The organism is Streptomyces sp. NPDC051582 (genome assembly GCF_040681715.1).
Lineage (GTDB): Bacteria > Actinomycetota > Actinomycetes > Streptomycetales > Streptomycetaceae > Streptomyces.
Genome location: NZ_JBFAZJ010000005.1, coordinates 127,049 through 146,781, shown reverse-complemented (window position 1 = coordinate 146,781; position 19,733 = coordinate 127,049). Strand labels below are relative to the sequence as shown.

Below are 19,733 nucleotides of genomic sequence, written 5' to 3'. Positions count from 1 at the left end.
CCGGCGCCGGGGCCACCACCGGGGTCAGTCCTCGCGGCGGCCCCGGTTGCCGGGGCGGCGGGCCACCCAGGTGCGGATCGTGTCGGCGTACCAGTAGGGCTTGCCGCCTTCCACGTGGTCGGGGGCGGGGAGCAGCCCGTGCTTGCGGTACGAGCGCACCGTGTCCGGCTGGACCCGGATATGGGCGGCGATCTCCTTGTACGACCACAGCTGTCGGTCGCTCATCCACGACACCTCCTTGTCCACGAGGCGGGGCCGGCCGGGAGGCCGTCGGGGGAGCCGACGCGTGGACAGTGACGATCACTCGGGTTGTGCCCGGAGAACGACAGAGGGTGAAGGCAGGGGAGGCCTTGTCGACCGGCTGTGACGAAATACCCGCGTAATGGGGATATGTGTGACACAAGGGCGACGCCTGTGACACATGCGGCACAACGGGGAGGAGTGGGAGGGGGGTTCAGCGGTAGAGGGCGGGGCGTTCGACCAGCTCCACCGGGGTCCGTACGCCGCTGTGCGCGGCGGCGAGCCCCGCCGCGGAGACGGCGGCCGCCGCGTAGCCGTCCCAGGCATCGGGCCCGGCCACCCGGCCCTGCGCGGCAGCGGCCACCCAGCGCCGCAGCTGGCGGTCGTACGCGTCGGCGAAGCGCACGGTGAAGTCCTGCGGGATCTCGCCGTAGCTGCGGCCCGCGGACCGGACGAGCATCGCCTGCCCCTCACCGATCTGGGCACTGCCCGCCTCGCCGACCGCCTCGCAGCGGACCTCGTAGCCGAAGCCGCAGTTGACGAAGATCTCCACGTCGACGATCGCCCCGCCCGCGGTCTCCAGCAGCACCAGCCGGGGATCGCGCAGCCCCTCGGGGGCCGCCGAGCTGGGCGCGGGGGAGAGCACGGAGACCGCCGTGATCTCCTGCCCCAGCAGCCAGCGCGCCGCGTCGACCTCGTGCACGACGGAGTCGGTGATCAGCATGTCGCTGGTGAAGAAGGAGGGCGAGGAGGCGTTGCGGTGCCGGCAGTGCAGGAACAGCGGCCGGCCGATCCCGCCCGCGTCCAGCAGCTCCTTCAGCCGCTCGTACTCGGCGTCGAACCGCCGCATGAACCCCACCTGCACCAGGCGCCGGCCCAGCCGCCGTTCCGCCTCCATCACCCGCAGCGCCCCCGCCGGATCGGGGGTCAGCGGCTTCTCGCACAGCACCGGCAACTCCCGTGCCAAGGCGTGCAGGATGGCCTCCTCGTGGGCGGGCCCGGGGGAGGCGATCAGTACGGCCTGCACTCCGGGCGCCGCTATCGCCGCCGCCGGATCCGTGTGCGCGCTCGCCCCGTCCAGACCCGCCGCGACCGCCTTGACCCGGTCGCCGTCCGGGTCGGCCACGGCCACCACCCGGGCCCCGCCCACCGTCCGCCCGATCCGGCGGACATGGTCGGCGCCCATCTTCCCCGTCCCGATGACGGCGATGCCCAGCGTGCTCATCTCGTGTTCCCTCCGGGGAGTCAGCGGGCGCCGCAGGAGCGCAGGTAGGCGCGGGTGCGGCGGGCGATCGGCAGCGGCCGGTCGGGCGGGCACGGGTACATGTCCTGCTCCACGATGGCGAAGAGGTCCACGCCGAGCCGCTGGGCGGCCGCGAGGACGGGCTCCAGCGCGGGCACCCCCGACGGCGGCTCGCACATCACCCCGCGGGCAACGGCCGGCCCGAAGGGCAGCTGCTCCGCCAGGACTTCGGCGAGGATCCGAGGGTCGACCTGCTTGAGGTGCAGGTAGCCGATCCGCTCGGCGAAGGTCTCGATGGCCTGGACGCTGTCGCCGCCGCAGTAGGCGTAGTGCCCGGTGTCCAGGCACAGGGAGACCAGGTCCGGGTCGGTGGCGTCCAGGAAGCGGGCCACGTTCTGCGGGGTGTCGATGTGGGTGTCGGCGTGCGGGTGGACGACGATCCGCAGCCCGTACCGCTCCCGCACCTCGCGGCCCAGGCGCTCGGTCTGCGTGGTCAGTTCGCGCCATTGCCCGGGGCTGAGGGTGCGGTCCTCCAGTACCTTTCCCGTCTTGTCGTCGCGCCAGAAGGACGGGATGACGACGAGGTGGCCCGCGCCCATGGCCTGGGTGAGCGCCGCGATCCGCGACACGTGCTCCCAGGTGTCATCCCAGACGGCGGGCCCGTGATGGAGTCCGGTGAAGACGGTGCCGGCGCTGACGCGCAGACCCCGTTCGGCGGTCTCGTCGGTGAGGCGGGCGGGGTCGGTGGGGAGGTAGCCGTACGGGCCGAGTTCGATCCACTCGTACCCGGAGTCGGCGACCTCGTCGAGGAACCGCTCCCACGGGGTCTGGAGCGGATCGTCGGGGAACCAGACACCCCAGGAGTCCGGAGCCGAGCCGATGCGGATACGGGTCAACGCGGGCGGGGAGGACGTCATGACGGCCACCTTAGGGGGCGAGACGAGTGGGAGGACTGCCTGTGACGACCGCGGACGATGTCACGTTCGACCTGATCACCATGGGGCGGATCGGGGTGGATCTCTACCCGCTGAAAACGGGTGTACCGCTGGCGGAGGCGGACACGTTCGGGAAGTTCCTGGGCGGCTCGCCCACCAACGTGGCCGTCGCGGCGGCCCGGCTGGGCCGCCGGGTGGCGGTGATCACCCGGACCGGAGCGGACCCCTTCGGCGCCTATCTCCGCGCTGAGCTGCGCGGATTCGGGGTGGACGACCGGTGGGTGGGGGAGGTGGCGCGGTACCCGACCCCGCTGACGTTCTGCGAGGTCTTCCCGCCCGATGACTTCCCGCTGTACTTCTACCGGCTGCCCAAGGCTCCCGACCTGGAGATCGAGCCGGGTGAGCTGGACCTGGCGGCCGTACGGGCCGCGCGGGTGTTCTGGATGACGGGGACGGGCCTGAGCGCGGAGCCGAGCCGGTCCGCCACCCTCGCCGCGCTGGAGGCGCGCTCGAAGTCCGGGATCACGGTCTTCGACCTCGACTGGAGGCCGATGCTGTGGGAGGGGGACCCGGGCGAGGCGTACGCGCGGGCGCTGGGTCTCGCCACGGTGGCGGTCGGCAACGTCCAGGAGTGCGCGATCGCGACCGGCGAGAGCGAACCGCGGGCCGCGGCGCGGGCGCTGCTCGCGGCCGGGGTGGAGCTGGCGGTGGTGAAACGGGGGCCGGAAGGGGTGCTGGCGGTGCGCCGGGACGGGACCGTGGCGGAGGCCGCCCCGGTGCCGGTGGAGGTGGTGAACGGGCTGGGGGCAGGGGACGCGTTCGGAGGCGCCCTGTGCCACGGGCTGCTGGCCGGGTGGGAGCTGGAGCGGGTGCTCCGCTTCGCCAACGCGGCCGGGGCGATCGTGGCTTCGAGGCTGGCGTGCTCGGCGGCGATGCCGTACGTGAAGGAAGTGGAGGAGGTGCTGGAGTCGTGACGCCGATGACATCGCACGAGATGGAGTTCGCGGCGCTGCGGGTGCTGGAGCTCGGGCCGGGGGAGTCGTACGCGCACCCGTGCGGGGACCGGGAGTGGATCGTCCTCCCGCTGGCGGGAGGTTGCGTGGTCCGCTGCGCGGAGCCGGTTCCCCCCGCGCCGGCCACGGCGGATCGCGTGGGAGCCGGGCCACGGGTTTTCGAACTCCGCGGGCGGGAGGGCGTGTTCGCCGGGCCGACCGACTTCGCGTACCTGCCCCGGGACGGGCAGGCGGAGATCGGGTCCGCCGCCGGCGGGCGGTTCGCGCTCGTCGGGGCGCGGTGCGAGAACGTGCTGCCCGCCCGGTACGGGCCGGCCGGCGGCGTCCCCGTCGAGATCCGCGGAGCCGGCCAGTGCTCGCGCCAGGTCAACAACTTCGCCGCCGCCGACGTCTTCGACTGCGACCGGCTCATCGCCGTCGAGGTGCTCACCCCCGGCGGGAACTGGTCCTCGTACCCGCCCCACAAGCACGACGAGTTCCACCCAGGCCGCGAATCCCGCCTCGAAGAGGTCTATTACTTCGAGATCGCCCCGCACGGCGACACGCCCGGCCTCGGCTACCAGCGTGTCAGCCCCTCCCCGGCCGGGAAGACCGACATCCTCACCGAGGTGAGGACCGGGGACGCGGTGCTCATCCCGGACGGCTGGCACGGGCCGTCCATCGCCGCCCCCGGGCACGACATGTACTACCTCAACGTCATGGCCGGCCCCCCCGGCCAGCCCCGCGAGTGGCTGATCAGGGACCACCCCGACCACGCCTGGATCCGGGACACCTGGACCGGACGGGGCGCCGACCCCCGGCTGCCCTTCCACCGACCCCGAGCGGAGGACGAGACCCCGTGAGGCTCACCGTCGCCCAGGCCCTCGTACGGTTCCTGGCCGCCCAGCACACCGAGCGCGACGGGCACCGGCAGCGGCTGATCGCCGCCACCTGGGGCATCTTCGGACACGGGAACGTCGCCGGCATCGGACAGGCCCTCCTGGAGAGCGGACCGGGCGAGATGCCCTTCCTCCAGGGGCGCAACGAGCAGGCCATGGTGCACGCCGCCGTCGGGTACGCCCGCCAGCGCGGGCGGCTCTCGGCCCACGCCGTCACCACCTCGATCGGGCCCGGCGCCACCAACCTCGTCACCGGGGCCGCCCTCGCCACCATCAACCGGATTCCCGTACTCCTCCTGCCCGGGGACACCTTCGCCACCCGGCCCGCCGATCCCGTCCTCCAGCAGCTGGAAGTGCCCTACGCGGGCGACGTCTCCGTCAACGACACGCTGCGCCCCGTCTCCCGCCACTTCGACCGGATCACCCGCCCCGAGGCCCTGATCCCGGCCGCCCTCCAGGCGATGCGGGTGCTCACCGACCCCGTGCAGACCGGCGCGGTGACGCTGGCGCTGCCGCAGGACGTCCAGACCGAGGCGTACGAGTGGCCGCCCGAATTCTTCGCCGAGCGCGTGTGGGCCGTACGCCGGCCCCGGCCCGACCGGGACGAGCTGGCCCGGGCCGCCGAAGCCGTCCGGGGCTCCGCGCGCCCGCTGATCATCGCCGGCGGCGGCATCCGGCACAGCACGGCCCAGAGCGTGCTGGCGGAGTTCGCCGGGGCGACCGGGATCCCGGTCGCCTCCACCCAGGCGGGCAAGGGGGCGCTCCCGCACGACCACCCCGCCGATGTCGGCGGCATCGGGCACACCGGCACGGCCACCGCCGACGAGCTGGCCCGCGGCGCCGATCTGGTCATCGCCGCCGGGACGCGGCTGACGGACTTCACCACCGCCTCGGGGACGCTCTTCCGGAATCCGGCCGTACGCTTTCTCGGGCTCAACCTCGATCCGTACGACGCCCACAAACTCGCCGGTCAGCCGGTGGTCTGCGATGCGCGGGCGGGCCTGGAAGACCTCCGGGTCGCCGTTGCCGGGTACCGCGTGGACCCCGGGTACGAGAGGGCGTACAAAGAAAAGAAAAGCGACTGGGAGCTGCTGGTCGACCGGGCCTACGCGGCATCCGACGAGGGCTGCGCCCCGACGCAGGCGCAGGTGCTCGGGCTGCTCGACGCGGTGGTCGGCCCCGAGGACATCCTGATCAACGCCGCCGGCTCCCTCCCCGGCGACCTGCACAAGCTGTGGCGGGCCCGCTCGGCCGACCAGTACCACGTGGAGTACGGCTACTCCTGCATGGGCTACGAGATCCCGGCGGCCATCGGAGTCGCCCTCGCCGCCCCCGGCCGCCCGGTCTGGGCGCTGGTCGGCGACGGGACGTACCTGATGAATCCGACCGAGCTGGTCACGGCCGTACAGGAGGGCATCCCGATCAAGGTGGTGATCCTGGACAACCACGGGTACGCCTCCATCGGCGGCCTCTCCGGGGCGGTGGGCGCGGAGGGCTTCGGCACCGCGTACCGCTTCCGGGCGGAGGACGGTTCGTACACCGGCGCGCCGCTGCCGCTGGACCTCGCGGCCAACGCGGCCTCCCTCGGGATGGCCGTGATCCGCACCCGCACCATCGATGACCTGCGGAAAGCCCTCGCGGAAGCGCGTGCGGCGGACCGTCCCACATGTGTCTACGCACAGACCCGAACACCCGACACTGTGTCGGGCCCGCCCCCGGCACAGGCGTGGTGGGATGTTCCTGTGGCCGAGACCGCGACACGGAAATCCGCGGCCGCGGCCCGCGAAGAGTACGACCGGCAAGCCGCGCAGCGACGTCGCCATCTGTGAAGGAGCAATAGGCATGAAGACCGTCAACCACTGGATCGGTGGCAAGACCGTCGAGGGCGCGTCGGGCAACTACGGCCCGGTCACCGACCCGGCCACCGGCGAGGTCACCACGCAGGTCGCGCTCGCGTCGGCCGATGAGGTCGACGCGGCCGTACGGGTCGCCCGGGAGGCCTTCCAGACCTGGGGCCAGTCCTCGCTGGCTGCCCGCACCAAGGTGCTCTTCGCCTACCGCGCCCTGCTGGACGCCAACCGCGACGCGATCGCCGAGCTGATCACCGCCGAGCACGGCAAGGTCCACTCGGACGCGCTGGGCGAGGTGGCGCGCGGCCTGGAGATCGTCGAGCTGGCCTGCGGGATCACCACGCAGCTCAAGGGCGAGCTGTCGACCTCCGTCTCCAACCGGGTGGACGTCTCCTCGATCCGCCAGCCGCTGGGCGTGGTCGCGGGCATCACCCCGTTCAACTTCCCGGCGATGGTGCCGATGTGGATGTTCCCGCTGGCCGTGGCCTGCGGAAACACCTTCATCCTCAAGCCGAGCGAGAAGGACCCGTCGGCCGCCAACAAGCTGGCCGAGCTGGCCTCCGAGGCCGGTCTGCCGGCCGGTGTGCTGAACGTCCTCCACGGTGACAAGGTCGCCGTCGACGCGCTGCTCGCGCACCCGGGCATCGCGGCCGTCTCCTTCGTCGGCTCGACGCCGATCGCCCGCCACATCCACACCACGGCTTCCGCGAACGGCAAGCGGGTCCAGGCCCTGGGCGGCGCCAAGAACCACATGCTGGTGCTGCCGGACGCCGACCTGGACGCGGCCGCCGACGCGGCCGTCTCGGCCGCGTACGGCTCGGCCGGCGAGCGCTGCATGGCGATCTCGGCGGTCGTGGCGGTCGGGGCGATCGGCGACGCGCTCGTGGAGAAGATCCGCGAGCGTGCCGAGAAGATCAAGATCGGCCCCGGCAACGACCCGACCTCCGAGATGGGCCCGCTGATCACCGCCGCCCACCGCGACAAGGTCGCCTCGTACGTGAAGGGCGCGGCCGACCAGGGCGCGGACGTGGTCCTGGACGGCACGGGGTACACGGTCGGCGGATTCGAGAACGGCCACTGGATCGGCCTCTCGCTGCTGGACAACGTCAAGACCGACTCCGACGCCTACCGCGACGAGATCTTCGGACCGGTGCTGTGCGTGCTGCGCGCCGAGACCTACGAGGAGGGCGTGGCGCTCATCAACGCCTCGCCGTTCGGCAACGGCACGGCGATCTTCACCCGTGACGGCGGCGCGGCCCGCCGCTTCCAGCTGGAGATCGAGGCGGGCATGGTCGGCGTCAACGTGCCGATCCCGGTGCCGGTGGGCTACCACTCCTTCGGGGGCTGGAAGGACTCGCTCTTCGGTGACCACCACATCTACGGGAACGACGGCATCCACTTCTACACCCGCGGGAAGGTCGTCACGACCCGCTGGCCGGACCCGTCCGAGGCCGCGGCGGGCGTGGACCTGGGCTTCCCCCGCAACCACTGACCGCACCCGCACCCGCACCCGCACCCGCCACCGTAGGACCGGTTGACCGGCCGATCGGCTTGGCAGCGCAGGACCGGCCCGCCTCCCGCACCCCTCACGCGGGAGGCGGGCCCGTTTTCAGATCAGGGACCAGACGTCGGCCGCCGCCGTCCGGCTCCAGACCGCGTCGCCGTGGCCGTGGCCGGGGACCACCGTGAAGGTGACGCGGTCGTTGCCGGCCGCGCGGATCAGGTCCGCACCGCGCGGCTGGTCGCCGCGGCCCAGCGCGGTGTTCACCCACACCACTTCGGTCCGGACACGGTCCCAGGCGATCCGGTACGTCGCCTCGTCGCCCGCCCAGATCGCGGCCAGGTCCCGCATCAGGGCGGTCGGGATCAGCCCGCTGCCGAGCGCGGCGGTGGCCGCGTGCCAGATGTCGAGCGGGGTGTGGGCCAAGGCGAACCGGTCCCCGGCCGGGTTGGCGCCGAAGGCGTACTCGCCCGCACCGTGGCCCTGGGTGTAGATCCAGTTCGCCGGGCCCGGAAGGGCGGCCGTGCGGATCAGCGCGAAGTGGGCGAGCCCGGCGCGCGTGAAGCGGAGCGCCGGGTCCGGAGGCCAGGGGACCGGGGAGGGCGCCGCGGGGTCGGTGACGGCCCCGGCGATCAGGGCCGTCAGCCCGGGGTCGGTCGCGTACGTGCCCTGCGCGAGCAGGCCCGCGTACGCGTCCCGGGTCGCGGCCGCCCGTAGCGCCAGGTCGCCGGTGTACGGGCCGGTGGTGTCCAACGCCACCACCCGGCGCAGCTGCGGCGAGTCGTCGTGCGAGGCCGCGTCGAGCGCGAGGGCGGCCCCGGCCGAGTGGCCCGCGTACTGGTACGGCAGCCCCAGTACGGGATCCAGCGCGCCCACCACCGCGGCCAGGTCGCGGCGGTGCGCCGCGAGCCCGCGGTCGGCGGTGATCCCGGCCGCGGTCGCGGCGTCCTCGCGCGGAGTGACGCCCACGACCAACAGGTCCTGGTGGCGCAGGTGATGGGCGAGGTTGTGGTCCTCGGGGCCGCCCGGGGTGAAGAAGTCGGCGGCGAAGTTCAGGCCGCCGCCCGGCAGCAGGTACGCGATCCCGCGCGGCGGCCGCCGCGCATCCGCGACCACGTCCACCGTGACGCCGCCGACCGGCAGCCGCACCGTCAGGCGGGTCCAGCCGGAGCCGTCGATTTGCGCGGCGCTGCCGGCGCCCAGTGCGTGCCGGATGCGGGGCAGCAGGCCCGCCCCGGTCTCGGTGTGCTGAAGTTCCATCGGTCGTCTCCCCGTTGCCGGTGACGGCCGGACGCCGTCACCGGGGGACACCCTCGCCCGTCAGTGCGCGGCGGCCAAGTCCGGGGCGGGCTGGACCGGTTCCGCGGGGGACCGGCGGCGGCGCCGCAGGACCAGGAAGGTGAGCGCGGCGCCCGCCAGCACCAGCAGCGCGCCGAGGGCCGGCCACGGCACGGCGATGAACTGCGCCTCCGATGCCGAGGCGAGCTCCGGATAGGCCGTAGCCCCGGCCGAGATCCTCACGGTCACCCGGTCCGACTGCGGTGCGTCCGGCCAGGGTTCGGTCAGCTCGATCCGCTGGCCGGGCAGCAGCACCAGCTTCAGCTCGCGGGCCGGCCGGTCCAGCACCGTGCGGCCGAACAACCCCTCGGCGGACACCGCCACCTTGGGCTCGACGACCACGTTGCCCCGGTTGACCAGCGCGTACGAGACCGTGGCGCGGGCGTTCTTGACCCACGGCAGCAGCGGCGCGGACCGGCTGACCTTGACGTCCTCCACGCTCAGCCCCGGAGTCACCGGCCCCGGCACCCGGAAGTACAGCCGCGAACCGACCTGCCGTTTCACCCCGACCTGGACCTTGCCCTCCTGCCGGACGCCCTCCACGGCGGTGTTGAGGGCGACGATCCCGCCGACGTGGTCGCCGGGCGTCGCGTCCTCGGGGACCTTCACCGTGAACGGGACGTCCTTGCGGCCCTTGGGCGGCACGGTCACCGTCGTGGCCGCCTCCGGCGCCAGGGCGATCCACGCGCCCACGTCCTTGGGCTTCTGCTCCACCGGCAGCAGCGCGAAGGCGCCGCCGGCCGGGGTGTTCACGGCGTCGGTGGCGAAGATCTGGAAGGTCAGCTCCCGGTCGGAGGAGTTCAGGACGGTCACGCTGTCGCTGACCGTGGTCCCGGCCGCGCCCTGGTGGAAGAAGTACGCGCGATCGGTCATCGCGGCGCCGGCCGGAGGCGTCGGGAACACCCCCCAGGTGCCGTTGTCCGCGGCCGTCGCCCGCGCCGCCGGCACCAGGAGCAGGCCCGCGACCAGCAGCAACAGGGTGAGGAGCGGACCGTACGGAGCGATGCGGGGGCGGTGGCGCATGGGCGGTTCTCCAGTCGGCGCGGTGGGCGGGGTGGGGGGCGGAAGGCGAAGGGGTGGTGCGGCGCCGTGGCGCCGCACCACCCTGGGTGCGCTGTTCCTGCGGGGTCAGGCGATTCCTGCGGGGTCAGGCGATTCCTGCCGGGGCGGGTGATCCGTGCCGGGGCAGGAGGTCCCTGACGGGTCAGGCGATCGAGAAGGTGACGACCGTCTGGTAGGTGTCCGCGAACATGAACGGCGGGAGCTGGATCATCCCGGCGCCGCCGACGGCGAACTCACCGCCGGTCAGCTCGTCCCCGCCGGCCGCCTGCGAGGCCACCTTCATCGGGGTCTCGGAGATCGCGCCGGGCGTGCCCGCGGTGCAGGTGCTCGGGCTGTCCGGGTTGGTCACGGTGCAGGACGGCTGGATGCCGATCTGCGCCTTCGCCATCGAGTGGCCGGTCGCCTGGTTCAGGAACGGCGTACGGGTCGCCGTCACGTCCCAGCCGAGGGTGCCGCCGCGGAAGTCCTGGACGGTCGCGGCGTTGAACACGCCGACCACCGACTGGGCCTTGCCGTTGATGGTGACCGAGGGGAAGGCGACGGCCGGCTGGCCGTCCTTCGGGCCGAGCGCCAGCGGGCCGGGGAGGACCTCGATGTCGACCGGGTTCTTCACGCCCGCCTGGTCCTCCAGGTACACGAAGGACTTGTACGGGGTGACCGAGCCGTCGATCTTGACGGCGTCGGCCTTCTTGGTGACCGTGATGTTGCAGGTGGCGGCGCCGCTCGCGTCCGCCGTGCCGGTCCCGGTGTCACCGGTCGCCGCGCCCGCGAGGAGGGCGGAGCAGGTGACGGGGCCGGCCGGGAAGTTGGCGCCGTTGACCACGACGGCGGTGCCGGCCTTGCCGCTGTTGGGCGTCAGTTTGGTGGTGACCGGGTCCTTGGGCAGCGCCTCGACGGCGACCGAGCCGAGGGTGGCGCTCGGGCGGGGCGCCGGGGTGCAGGTCGTGGTGAAGACGGAACCGCTGAGGTCCGCGTCGGTGACCGCCAGGTCGAGCTTGACGTCGACCGTGGTGCCCTCGGTGCCGTCCGGGATCTTGATGGTCCCCGAGAAGGACTTCGGGTCGAGGGGGGTGCCGGCGACGACGCTGACGGTCTCGGGCGGGCTCGTGACGACCTGGCTGGTCGTGCCCACCTTGAGGGTGATCTTGGTGGTGTTCACCGTCGTGACGGAGAAGCCGGGGATCAGCGGGCTCGCACCCGGGTCGATCGTGATCGGTACGACGTCGCCGGCCTTGGCCGTGTCGGGCACCGTGATCGTGTAGTTCTGGCTGCCCGACCCGTCAGGCTGCGGTGCCGGGGCGTCGCAGTTCTCGAAGACGGGGGTGGTCACGGTCGCCGCCTGGGCGCTGCCGGTCAGGCCCACCACGCCGCCCGCCAGCGCGAGGGACAGGGCGCCCGCCCCGGCCAGAATTCTTCGTCGGAACGTTGTACTCACTGGGTCGCGACTCCTTCGTCAGACGAACCCCTCCCCCCACCCGCTGTGTGGGGGAGGCCGAGCCGGTGCGGTGGCCGACATTGACGCGTCGCGGTGATGAGAAGTCAATGGCTTGCTTTCGCCCGAAGCACACAGAAATTGATGTCCCATCAGACCGGGTCGTCAGGGGTGCGGGGCGGGTGGGATGGATGGGATGCGGGTGGGGGGTCGAACCGGGCTTTGACCTGGGGAGCAACGGGTACGCCGACCCGGGCGGGTGGGGCTTTCCCGGTCACGCCGGCCGAGCCCGCCGGCCGGACCAGCCTGATCGGCAAGGGACATCCCCTAAGGGGTGTCCGACCCTGCGGACACCGCCTCGCCCGCAGCCGGCGAGTGGTGGAGCAGGAGGTTGGCCGTGCCGGCCGGGACGCCGGTGAGGCGGTCCCGTACCGCGTCCCGCACCAGCACGGCGGAGACCTCGGCGGGGGTCTGCGCCGTACCGCCCGCCGCGATGCCCTCCGCCAGGATCAGTGCGGCGACGCCCGCCGCGTGCGGGGCCGCCATGGAGGTTCCGGAGGCGCGGGCGAGGGTGGTCGCCGAGCCCTTCCACGCCGAGGTGACGGACACGCCCGGCGCGACCAGGTCCACGCAGCTGCCGTAGCTGGAGAACGGGGCCCACTGGTCGGCGGCGTCGGCCGCGCCGATCGTGAGCGCCGTGGGGGCGGCGGCGGGGGAACCGGTGCAGGCGTTGTCGGCGGAGTTTCCGGCGGCGACGGTGAAGGTGATCCCGGCGGCGACCGCCCGGGCCACCGCCGCGTCGAGGGCGCGGCTGCGGGTGCCGCCCATGCTCATGTTGGCGACCGCGGGGGTGCCGGGGGACTTGGCGGCGTCCTTCACCATCCACTCCAGGCCGCCCAGGATGGAGGTCAGGGATGCCGACCCCTTGCAGTTGGCGACCTTGACGCCGACGAGGGAGACCCCCTTCGCCACCCCGTACGTCGCCCCGCCCAGGGTCCCCGCGACGTGCGTGCCGTGGCCGTTGCAGTCGCTGGAGGTCTCCAGGAACACCCCGTTGTAGCCGACCCGGGCCCGGCCCCCGAACTCCTGGTGGCCGGTGTGGATCCCGGTGTCCACGACGTACGCGGTGACGCCCTGGGCGGTGGTGGCGTACGCGTACGAGCCGTCGAGCGGGAGCTCGGACTGGTCGATCCTGTCCAGGGGCCAGGGCGCCGGGTTCTGGGCGTCGCTGATCCGGAACTCGGCGTCCGGCTCCACGGAGGCCACCCGGGGGTCGGCGGCCAGGAGTCTGGCGCGGGCGGCGGTGGTCCGGACGGCGAAGCCGCTGAGGACGGTGTCGTAGACGTCCCCGACCTGGTCGCCGGCGCCCGCGGCCTCGGCGGCCACGGCGCGGGTCGGGGCGCGGGAGGTGGTGTCCTTGAGGACGACGACGTACGGGGCGGTCGCGGCGGAAGCGGTCGCGGCGGAGGTCGCGGTAGCAGCGGCGGGCGCGGGCGCGGGGTGCGGCGGCAGGGCGGTGGCCGCCGCCAGCAGGGCGGCGGCGGCCGGGAGCAGCGCGGTGAATGCGGTCATGCGCCCGATGCTCGGCGAGCCGCGCCGCGCCCGCGCGGAGGGTGCGCCGACTGGCCCCACGACACGCCGCCGAACGGGTCCCCGGGTCCCCGGCCCGACGGGATGGGCGGGCGTCAGCCGGAGAGGGGCCAGCCGCGCATCGCGAAGACGCCCTCGTCGCGGGAGCCGGCGGCGGCGTACGTGGCCAGGGCGGCTTCGTTGTCGGTGTCGACCCCCACCCACATGCCGTAGCAGCCGCGCGCCTTGGCCTCGTCGGCGAGCGCCTCGGCCAGCGCGCGGCCGATGCCGCGCCGCCGGTAGCCCTCGTCGACGCAGAGCTCGTACAGGCACATCTCCGTGCCCTTGTCGGGGTGGCTCATCTCGACCCCGGAGACCATGCCGGCCGGAATCTCGTCGACGTAGGCGATGAGCATCAGGTGTCCCGGCGCGGAGAGGAAGCGCTCGGACCAGTCGAGTCGGGCGGGGCCGTCGAAGAGCCCCTCCGCGGCCTGGAGTTCGGCGACGGTACGGGCGGGGCGGATGTCCATGGCCGTCACGATATGGCCAAGGTGCCACACGGAGAACGTGATTTCGGTCCGGCGTGGCGGGGCTGCGCCGTGGCGCGGACCGTCAGGCGCGCAGGGCCAGGGCCGCCGCGTACGCCGGGGGAGCGGAGAGGTCGGTGAGGTGCCAGCCGGGGACCGGGGACGGGACGGGGCCCGAGCCCACGTACGGCTCGGCCAGGCCCAGCGCCAGGCCGGTGCCCGTGCCCTTGAAGTAGGCCTCCTTGCGCGACCACACGCGGGCCAGCGCCCCCGACCGCTCCGCCTCGGACAGCGCGGAGAGCTCCGCCGTCTCGGCCGGATGCAGGGTGGTCAGTACGTCCTCCACCGCGGCCGCGCTCGGGAACGCCTCCACGTCGACTCCGACCGGCACCGCCGCGAACGCGAGGTACGCCAGGTCGCCGCTGTGCGAGAGCGAGAACTGCACCTCGCCGCCCGCCACCGCCGGCCGCCCGTGCGGGCCGTCGCAGCACGGGCAGTCCTCCCGGACCAGTACGACGTCCTGCGGGGCCAGCCCGAGGTAGCCGCCGAGCAGCACCCGCAGCCCCACGTGGGAGACGAGGTACCGGTGCCGGTCCCCGGCCCGCACCATCAGCCCGGCCCGCTCCCGTTCGCCCGCGTCCAGGAGCGCCTGCGCCCCGTCGATCCGGTGGCCGCCGACCACGTCGAGGGTGGTGTCCAGGGACCACACCGCCACGGCTGTCCCCGCCGGGGCCCCGCCGATCCGCGGGAGGTCTTCGCCGAGTGGGTTCACGTACGTACTCACCCGTTGAGCCTAGACGAGCGCCGATCCGGTGCGGTGCGGTGCGGTGCCGTCCGGTGGAAGGGCCCCCTAGACGAGTAAGTCCGAAGTCTTCGGGCGCATGAAGCGAGGGTCTCGTTGGTTCGTTTGTGACGACAAACCTCAAGACCCTCGCGACTGCACTGTACGTGAGGATCGATGACTCTCTGACAGGAACGCGGCGGACAGGCCGCCCTCCGCGGCTGACGGATGCCGAGCTGTTGACGCTCGCCGTGATGCAAGCCGCGCTGGGCTCCGTCTCCGAGGCCCGCTGGCTGCGATACGCCCGGCGCCACTTGGCCGCCGAGTTCCCCTACCTCCCCGAGCAGTCCGGCTACAACAAGCGCCTACGGGCTGCGAATCCGCTGATCAGCCGCTTGATCCGCACTCTGGCCCGGGACACGGACCTGTGGCACGACGACGTGTGGATCGTGGACTCCACCCCAGGGGAATGCGCCCGCTCACGGCCCACCGTGAAGCGGTCCGACCTGGCCGGCTGGGCCGCCTACTCCTACTGCCCGTCCCATTCCCGGTTCTTCTGGGGTCTGCGCCTGCACCTGATCTGCACGCCTGGCGGACTGCCCATTGCCTGGGCCCTGGCCAACGCCAAGACGGACGAGCGCGAAGTCCTGGCCGCCATGCTCACCCAGGACGCCGACCTGCTGACCACTCACCCCGGACAGACGATCATCGGCGACAAGGGCTACGTCTCCAAACACCTCGACACGTTCATGGCCGGCCACGGCCTGACGCTGCTGCGGCCCAGCTACCGCAACAAGAAGCCACGACCGGGTGAGCACCTGCTCAAGCCGATCCGGCAGCTGATCGAGTCGGTCAACGACACCCTCAAAGGCCAGCTCGACCTCGAACGCCACGGAGCCAGGACCCCCGCCGGAGTCCCGGCCCGCATCGGACAACGCATCCTGGCCCTCACCGCGGCCATCTGGCACAACCGCGCCAACGGAACACCCATCACACGCAGCCTGATCGCCTACGACCACTGAACCAGCACATCGGACTCACTCGTCTAGGCCGTGGCCGGGGTGTTGTCCTGGGGCCGGGTGCCCGGTGACGGGGTGCCGTCGGTCCAGGCGTAGACGCGCTTGCCGCGCACCGCCACCTGGTACTGGTGGACATCCCGGCATTCGGGCCGCTCCTCGGCCCGGGTGCCGTTCGGCCACCACTTGGCGTTCAGCTGCCGCCCGCCCATGTCCTTCGGTGTGCCGGCCGTGCACTGCGGGCCGTCCAGCGGGGTCGTCCCGAGCGTGAAGCGGATCAGCCGGGCCTCGCCCTTGGCGCGCGTGCGTATGCGTATGTCCGTGGCGTCCTTGGGCACCCAGGACGGCAGCGTGAAGGCCGCGTTGCCACGCGTGCGCGCGTCGGCGGCGGTCGCGAAGTGCTTGCTCTTCTCCTCGAAGACCTTGTCGTTGATGGAGTCGGTCAAGGGGTTGGGCGGGAGGTTGGGCAGCGCGAGCGCGGCGGTGGCGACGACTCCCACGGTGGCGGCGGCGATGACGAGGGGACGGCGGTTCATGTGATCAGTCTCGGCTGTCGGCACCCCCGTGCGCGTCCCTCCGCAGGACGAGCCGGTCCTCTGCCGGAAGTCTGATACCGCGTGCTACCTGAGAGCTGCATCGCCCCCCAACTGACTGCCCGCCCGCACTCCTTGCGGGCCGCGCACCCCGCCACCCGCCCCCGGCGGCCGGCGTTATAGCGGCGTTAAGCGGCGGCGATAGGACGCCCCCCGAGGGTGGGATCCGACGCCGTACCGGGGGTACCTCCGGGCGGCCCCCACCCCCGTCCTGGAGGAATGCCATGCGCCGTCGTCTCGTTCCCGTCCTCGCATCGGCGGCCGCTGCCGGTGTGCTCTTCGCCGCCACCCCCGCCTCCGCGGCCGTCCCGGCCGACAAGCCGCAGGTCCTGAGCAGTTGGACGCAGACCAGCGCCACCAGCTACAACGCCTGGGTCGCCGCGCGCGCCAACCAGGGCAAGTGGTCGGCGTACGGGTTCGACTGGTCGACCGACTACTGCTCCTCCTCGCCCGACAACCCCTTCGGGTTCCCCTTCCAGACCGCCTGTGCCCGCCACGACTTCGGCTACCGCAACCACAAGGCAGCAGGCGTGTTCTCGGCCAACAAGGCCCGGCTGGACGACGCCCTCTACGCAGACCTGAAGCGCGTCTGCTCGGCGTACTCGGGTGTGAAGAAGGGCTCCTGCGACAGCACGGCCTGGACCTACTACCAGGCAGTCAAGGCTTTCGGGGTCTCCCCCCAGGACGTGCCCGTCGCCTGAGCCCCGCCGTGATCCACCCCGGCGCCCCTTGATCCCCGGTCCCGCCCGAACCGCCCCCCTCGGGCGGGACCGGCCGCGTCTAGCCCCTCCCGCGCCGCCCCCTCCCGCGCCACCCTCCTCCCGCCCCCGCCTACGTCGGGGGCCGCTCCGGCCGGCCCACCCGCGCGACCCGCAGGTCGACGACGTAGTGCTCCGCGACCGTCCCCCCGGGGAACTGCCGGAGCAGACGCTCCCGCTCCCTGCCCAGGAACTCGCCGGTCCCGGGCCGGCCGACCAGGAAGAGGGAGTGGGTGGCCAATTTGGCGAGGTGGGCATCGACGCCGATCCGGCGGGACCAGCGCAGCAACCGGGTGGTGAACTCCAAGCCGCTCTGCGACCGGGGGTGTTCGTTGACGTACCAGCCGGGACCGAACCCCTCCTCGATCCGCGCCTGCTGGTCGGCGATCCACTCGACGCCGACGTCCGGGTCGTTGGACCAGACGGCCAGCGCCCCGCCGGGCCGCAGCACGCGCAGGGCCTCCGGCCCTGACCGTGCCGGATCGGTCCAGTGCCAGGACTGCGCGTACGTCAGAAGATCGAGGGACCCGGACGCGAACGGCAACCGGTCCCCGTCCCCCCGTACGAGCGGAACCCGCGGATGACGCCGCCGGAACTCGGCGGCCATCCCCGCCCCGGGTTCGACGCCGACCACGGTGGCCCCGCGCTCGTACAGCAACCGGGTGGCGATCCCGGTCCCGGCCCCCACGTCGGCGACCCGCGCCCCGGCGAGCGCCACCCCGGAGACCTCCTCCAGCACGTCGAACAGCTCATCCGGATACGAGGGCCGGTGGTCCGCGTACCGCCCGGCCGCCGACCCGAACGACCGCGCCCGCTCAACAGCTTCGTCCGCCATCCGCCCAGCCTCCCGCACCGTCCCGCCCCGCACCAGGGCGCAGGCGGGGCGACGGCCGGTCCCGTCCGCCCCCGAACAGGGCGGCTCCCGGGTGCACGAAAGCCCTCCCCGGAGGGAGGGCTTGGGGTGAGGCGTGAAGAGTGCCCCCGGCAGGACTCGAACCTGCGGCCAAGTGCTTAGAAGGCACCTGCTCTATCCACTGAGCTACGGGGGCCGGAAGGTGGCCGTGGTGGCCTGGAGCCCCGGGGTGGGGGTGGGACTGTCGTCCGGACCGGGTCAAGGATAGGGCTCCGGCTGCCTTGTCCCGGTTGCTTCACCCGCGTGCCACGATGTGGAGGTTCGGTGAAGCGGTCCCGATAATCGCAGGCAGGTGCGATTCTCGCACCGCTTTTGCGCCGCGGCGCCCCTGGTGTTGTGCACTCGTTATGCCTGAGTCCCACTCGCCCGATGTGCCCGAAAGGTCCCACTGGACTCGCGATCGGCGCGCAGAGGGCCTATAAGCTTCAAAAATGGTCCCAAATTGGGCATTCTTCGCATGTGGTGACCTTGGATGTTCGGCCTCAGCTGCTCGATGCCCTGTCCGCCCTGCGCGACCGGGTCGCGTCCGTGCGTCTGCCGCTGCCCCTGCCCGGCGCCCCGCGCGCCCGCCAGACCAGAGCCGAGCTGCTCGCGCAGCTCGACGACTACCTCGTACCCCGGCTGAAGGCGCCCGAGGCGCCGCTGCTCGCCGTCGTCGGCGGGTCCACCGGGGCCGGCAAGTCCACTCTCGTCAACTCCCTCGTGGGACGCCAAGTGAGTGAGGCCGGCGTCCTGCGGCCCACCACCCGCGTCCCCGTACTCGTCTGCCATCCGGATGACCACCACTGGTTCGCCGGCATGCGCGTGCTCCCCGACCTGATGCGGGTCTGGGCCCCGCCCGGCGAGGACGACCCCCTCCCCGGGCCCCACCGCGGCTCCCCCCGCGGATTCGGGACCACCGCCGCCACCCGCGAACTGCGCATCGAGACCGTCGCCGGCCTCCCGCGCGGGCTCGCCATCCTCGACGCCCCCGACATCGACTCCCTCGTGGTCGAGAACCGGACACTCGCCGCGCAGCTCATCTGCGCCGCCGACGTCTGGGTCATGGTCACCACCGCCTCGCGGTACGCCGACGCCGTCCCCTGGCACCTGCTGCGCACCGCCAAGCAGTACAAGGCCACCCTGGGCATCGTCCTCGACCGGGTCCCGCACCAGGTGCTCGCGGAGGTCTCGCGCCAGTACGGGGCCCTGCTCACCCGGGCCGGCCTGGGCGACGTACCGCGCTTCACGGTGCCCGAGCTGCCCGAATCGGCCGGCGGGGGCGGGCTGCTGCCCGCCAGCGCCGTCGCCCCGCTCTTCGCGTGGCTCGCCCACCACGTGCAGGACCCCGCCGCCCGCCAGTACGCCGTGGGACGGACCGCGCTCGGCGCGCTGGACTCCCTCGGGCGGCGGATGCCGGAGCTGGCGTCCGCAGTCGCCGCCCAGCACGCTGCCGCCGTACGGCTGACCTCGGCCGTCGAGGACGCGTACAAGAGGGAGGGCAAGCGGGTCCGGGGCCGCCTCGACCAGGGCGCGGTACTGGCCGGGGACGCGCTGACCCGCTGGCGCGGCTACCCCCTCGACACGAGCACCGACGAACTGCTCGACTCGCTCGCCGAGTCGCTCTCCGCGCTGCTCCAGTGCGCCGTGGCCGCCGCCGACGAGCGGATCGCCCAGGCCTGGCGGCGCGAGCCGGCCGCCGGGGCGGTACGGCTTCCCGCGCCCGACCGGGAGGCGGCGGAACGCATCGGCATGGCCGTACGGCACTGGCGGCGCGTACTGGAGGAACTCGCCGAGGAAGAGGTCGCCCGGCTCGACAAGCAGCCCGCGCCCGACCCCGACGGGGTCGCCGCCCTCCTCGTCGCGGCCCTCCTCGGCGGCAAGCGGGCCCGCCCCGCCGGCGAGAAGCTCGCCGAGCGGATCGGCGTACAGGCCGCCGTACGACTGCGCGACCGGGGCGGTGAGCTCGTCGCCGAACATCTGGAACAGGTCCTGCGCGCCGAACGGGACCGCCGGCTGGCCCCGCTGGAGGCGCTCGAAGTGACGCCGGAACCGCAGGCCGAGCTGATCGCCGCGCTGTCCCTACTGCAGAAGGAGAGGTGACG

Annotated in this window: 18 protein-coding genes and 1 tRNA gene; 7 read left to right on the top strand and 12 right to left on the bottom strand. The window is 73.1% G+C overall.

Going from position 1 to position 19,733, the window contains the following annotated elements; all coding sequences use genetic code 11:
- Positions 1-24: 24 nt before the first annotated feature.
- The 3 genes from AB0M92_RS09655 to AB0M92_RS09645 all read right to left on the bottom strand — a co-directional run bounded on the left by AB0M92_RS09655 (position 25) and on the right by AB0M92_RS09645 (position 2,400).
- The gene (locus tag AB0M92_RS09655; protein WP_030297784.1) at positions 25-225 is read right to left on the bottom strand and encodes a MerR family transcriptional regulator; all 201 of its coding nucleotides are present in this window, start codon (positions 223-225) and stop codon (positions 25-27) included.
- Between the two features lie 229 nt (positions 226-454).
- A complete protein-coding gene (locus AB0M92_RS09650; RefSeq protein ID WP_366101537.1) occupies positions 455-1,465 on the bottom strand; it encodes a Gfo/Idh/MocA family oxidoreductase in 1,011 nt (336 codons plus the stop codon).
- A 20-nt stretch (positions 1,466-1,485) separates the two neighbouring features.
- A complete protein-coding gene (locus AB0M92_RS09645; protein ID WP_366101536.1) occupies positions 1,486-2,400 on the bottom strand; it encodes a sugar phosphate isomerase/epimerase in 915 nt (304 codons plus the stop codon).
- 80 nt (positions 2,401-2,480) lie between these two features.
- On the opposite strand from AB0M92_RS09645, the gene iolC reads away from it, so the two are divergent.
- From iolC to AB0M92_RS09625, 4 genes are read left to right on the top strand one after another with little or no spacing between them, the layout of a single operon-like run.
- Complete coding sequence (gene iolC / locus AB0M92_RS09640; protein WP_366101655.1) at positions 2,481-3,392, top strand: 5-dehydro-2-deoxygluconokinase; 912 nt, start codon at positions 2,481-2,483, stop codon at positions 3,390-3,392.
- Positions 3,393-3,397: 5 nt separating this feature from the next.
- Complete coding sequence (gene iolB / locus AB0M92_RS09635) at positions 3,398-4,273, top strand: 5-deoxy-glucuronate isomerase (RefSeq protein ID WP_366101654.1); 876 nt, start codon at positions 3,398-3,400, stop codon at positions 4,271-4,273.
- Positions 4,270-6,138 carry a 3D-(3,5/4)-trihydroxycyclohexane-1,2-dione acylhydrolase (decyclizing) gene (iolD, locus tag AB0M92_RS09630; RefSeq protein ID WP_366101534.1) on the top strand — a complete coding sequence of 623 codons (1,869 nt, stop codon included), beginning with the start codon at positions 4,270-4,272 and terminating at the stop codon, positions 6,136-6,138. Before iolB ends, iolD begins: the two co-directional genes overlap by 4 nt.
- A gap of 13 nt (positions 6,139-6,151) precedes the next feature.
- The gene (locus AB0M92_RS09625; RefSeq protein ID WP_366101532.1) at positions 6,152-7,651 is read left to right on the top strand and encodes a CoA-acylating methylmalonate-semialdehyde dehydrogenase; all 1,500 of its coding nucleotides are present in this window, start codon (positions 6,152-6,154) and stop codon (positions 7,649-7,651) included.
- Positions 7,652-7,768: 117 nt separating this feature from the next.
- On the opposite strand, the gene AB0M92_RS09620 is transcribed toward AB0M92_RS09625, so the two are convergent.
- The 6 genes from AB0M92_RS09620 to AB0M92_RS09595 all read right to left on the bottom strand — a co-directional run bounded on the left by AB0M92_RS09620 (position 7,769) and on the right by AB0M92_RS09595 (position 14,372).
- Entirely contained in the window at positions 7,769-8,920 is a 1,152-nt protein-coding gene (locus AB0M92_RS09620) for a hypothetical protein (RefSeq protein ID WP_366101531.1), read from the bottom strand.
- 60 nt (positions 8,921-8,980) lie between these two features.
- Positions 8,981-10,021 (bottom strand): DUF916 domain-containing protein, encoded by a 1,041-nt coding sequence (locus AB0M92_RS09615; protein ID WP_366101530.1) that lies wholly within the window; start codon positions 10,019-10,021, stop codon positions 8,981-8,983.
- Between the two features lie 181 nt (positions 10,022-10,202).
- A complete protein-coding gene (locus AB0M92_RS09610; RefSeq protein ID WP_366101529.1) occupies positions 10,203-11,495 on the bottom strand; it encodes a hypothetical protein in 1,293 nt (430 codons plus the stop codon).
- A 324-nt stretch (positions 11,496-11,819) separates the two neighbouring features.
- Entirely contained in the window at positions 11,820-13,064 is a 1,245-nt protein-coding gene (locus AB0M92_RS09605; RefSeq protein ID WP_366101528.1) for a S8 family peptidase, read from the bottom strand.
- A gap of 113 nt (positions 13,065-13,177) precedes the next feature.
- Entirely contained in the window at positions 13,178-13,591 is a 414-nt protein-coding gene (locus tag AB0M92_RS09600; RefSeq protein ID WP_366101527.1) for a GNAT family N-acetyltransferase, read from the bottom strand.
- An 82-nt stretch (positions 13,592-13,673) separates the two neighbouring features.
- A complete protein-coding gene (locus AB0M92_RS09595; RefSeq protein ID WP_366101526.1) occupies positions 13,674-14,372 on the bottom strand; it encodes a 4'-phosphopantetheinyl transferase superfamily protein in 699 nt (232 codons plus the stop codon).
- A gap of 125 nt (positions 14,373-14,497) precedes the next feature.
- Here AB0M92_RS09595 and AB0M92_RS09590 point away from each other — a divergent pair, with 125 nt between their 5' ends.
- A complete protein-coding gene (locus AB0M92_RS09590) occupies positions 14,498-15,391 on the top strand; it encodes an IS982 family transposase (RefSeq protein WP_366101525.1) in 894 nt (297 codons plus the stop codon).
- 23 nt (positions 15,392-15,414) lie between these two features.
- Here the strand turns inward: AB0M92_RS09590 and AB0M92_RS09585 are convergent, their stop codons facing one another.
- On the bottom strand, positions 15,415-15,921 hold the full coding sequence (locus tag AB0M92_RS09585; protein WP_366101524.1) for a hypothetical protein: 507 nt from the start codon (positions 15,919-15,921) through the stop codon (positions 15,415-15,417).
- 281 nt (positions 15,922-16,202) lie between these two features.
- Between AB0M92_RS09585 and AB0M92_RS09580 the strand changes: the two genes are divergently transcribed.
- Positions 16,203-16,679: a phospholipase gene (locus AB0M92_RS09580; RefSeq protein ID WP_366101523.1), complete on the top strand. Its 477-nt coding sequence runs from the start codon at positions 16,203-16,205 to the stop codon at positions 16,677-16,679.
- A 130-nt stretch (positions 16,680-16,809) separates the two neighbouring features.
- Here AB0M92_RS09580 and AB0M92_RS09575 read toward each other — a convergent pair whose 3' ends face one another.
- Both AB0M92_RS09575 and AB0M92_RS09570 read right to left on the bottom strand, forming a co-directional pair.
- Positions 16,810-17,571 carry a class I SAM-dependent methyltransferase gene (locus tag AB0M92_RS09575; protein ID WP_366101522.1) on the bottom strand — a complete coding sequence of 254 codons (762 nt, stop codon included), beginning with the start codon at positions 17,569-17,571 and terminating at the stop codon, positions 16,810-16,812.
- 141 nt (positions 17,572-17,712) lie between these two features.
- Positions 17,713-17,785 (bottom strand) — tRNA-Arg (locus tag AB0M92_RS09570).
- Between the two features lie 332 nt (positions 17,786-18,117).
- Here AB0M92_RS09570 and AB0M92_RS09565 point away from each other — a divergent pair.
- Positions 18,118-19,731 carry a GTPase domain-containing protein gene (locus AB0M92_RS09565; protein ID WP_366101521.1) on the top strand — a complete coding sequence of 538 codons (1,614 nt, stop codon included), beginning with the start codon at positions 18,118-18,120 and terminating at the stop codon, positions 19,729-19,731.
- Positions 19,732-19,733 lie beyond the last annotated feature (2 nt).

Bases quoted from the DNA above. Each gene is read 5' to 3' on its own strand.
- AB0M92_RS09655 (WP_030297784.1), bottom strand. From the start codon at position 225: ATGAGCGACCGACAGCTGTGGTCGTACAAGGAGATCGCCGCCCATATC.
- AB0M92_RS09650 (WP_366101537.1), bottom strand. From the start codon at position 1,465: ATGAGCACGCTGGGCATCGCCGTCATCGGGACGGGGAAGATGGGCGCC.
- AB0M92_RS09645 (WP_366101536.1), bottom strand. From the start codon at position 2,400: ATGACGTCCTCCCCGCCCGCGTTGACCCGTATCCGCATCGGCTCGGCT.
- iolC (WP_366101655.1), top strand. From the start codon at position 2,481: ATGGGGCGGATCGGGGTGGATCTCTACCCGCTGAAAACGGGTGTACCG.
- iolB (WP_366101654.1), top strand. From the start codon at position 3,398: ATGACATCGCACGAGATGGAGTTCGCGGCGCTGCGGGTGCTGGAGCTC.
- AB0M92_RS09625 (WP_366101532.1), top strand. From the start codon at position 6,152: ATGAAGACCGTCAACCACTGGATCGGTGGCAAGACCGTCGAGGGCGCG.
- AB0M92_RS09620 (WP_366101531.1), bottom strand. From the start codon at position 8,920: ATGGAACTTCAGCACACCGAGACCGGGGCGGGCCTGCTGCCCCGCATC.
- AB0M92_RS09615 (WP_366101530.1), bottom strand. From the start codon at position 10,021: ATGCGCCACCGCCCCCGCATCGCTCCGTACGGTCCGCTCCTCACCCTG.
- AB0M92_RS09605 (WP_366101528.1), bottom strand. From the start codon at position 13,064: ATGACCGCATTCACCGCGCTGCTCCCGGCCGCCGCCGCCCTGCTGGCG.
- AB0M92_RS09600 (WP_366101527.1), bottom strand. From the start codon at position 13,591: ATGGACATCCGCCCCGCCCGTACCGTCGCCGAACTCCAGGCCGCGGAG.
- AB0M92_RS09585 (WP_366101524.1), bottom strand. From the start codon at position 15,921: ATGAACCGCCGTCCCCTCGTCATCGCCGCCGCCACCGTGGGAGTCGTC.
- AB0M92_RS09580 (WP_366101523.1), top strand. From the start codon at position 16,203: ATGCGCCGTCGTCTCGTTCCCGTCCTCGCATCGGCGGCCGCTGCCGGT.
- AB0M92_RS09575 (WP_366101522.1), bottom strand. From the start codon at position 17,571: ATGGCGGACGAAGCTGTTGAGCGGGCGCGGTCGTTCGGGTCGGCGGCC.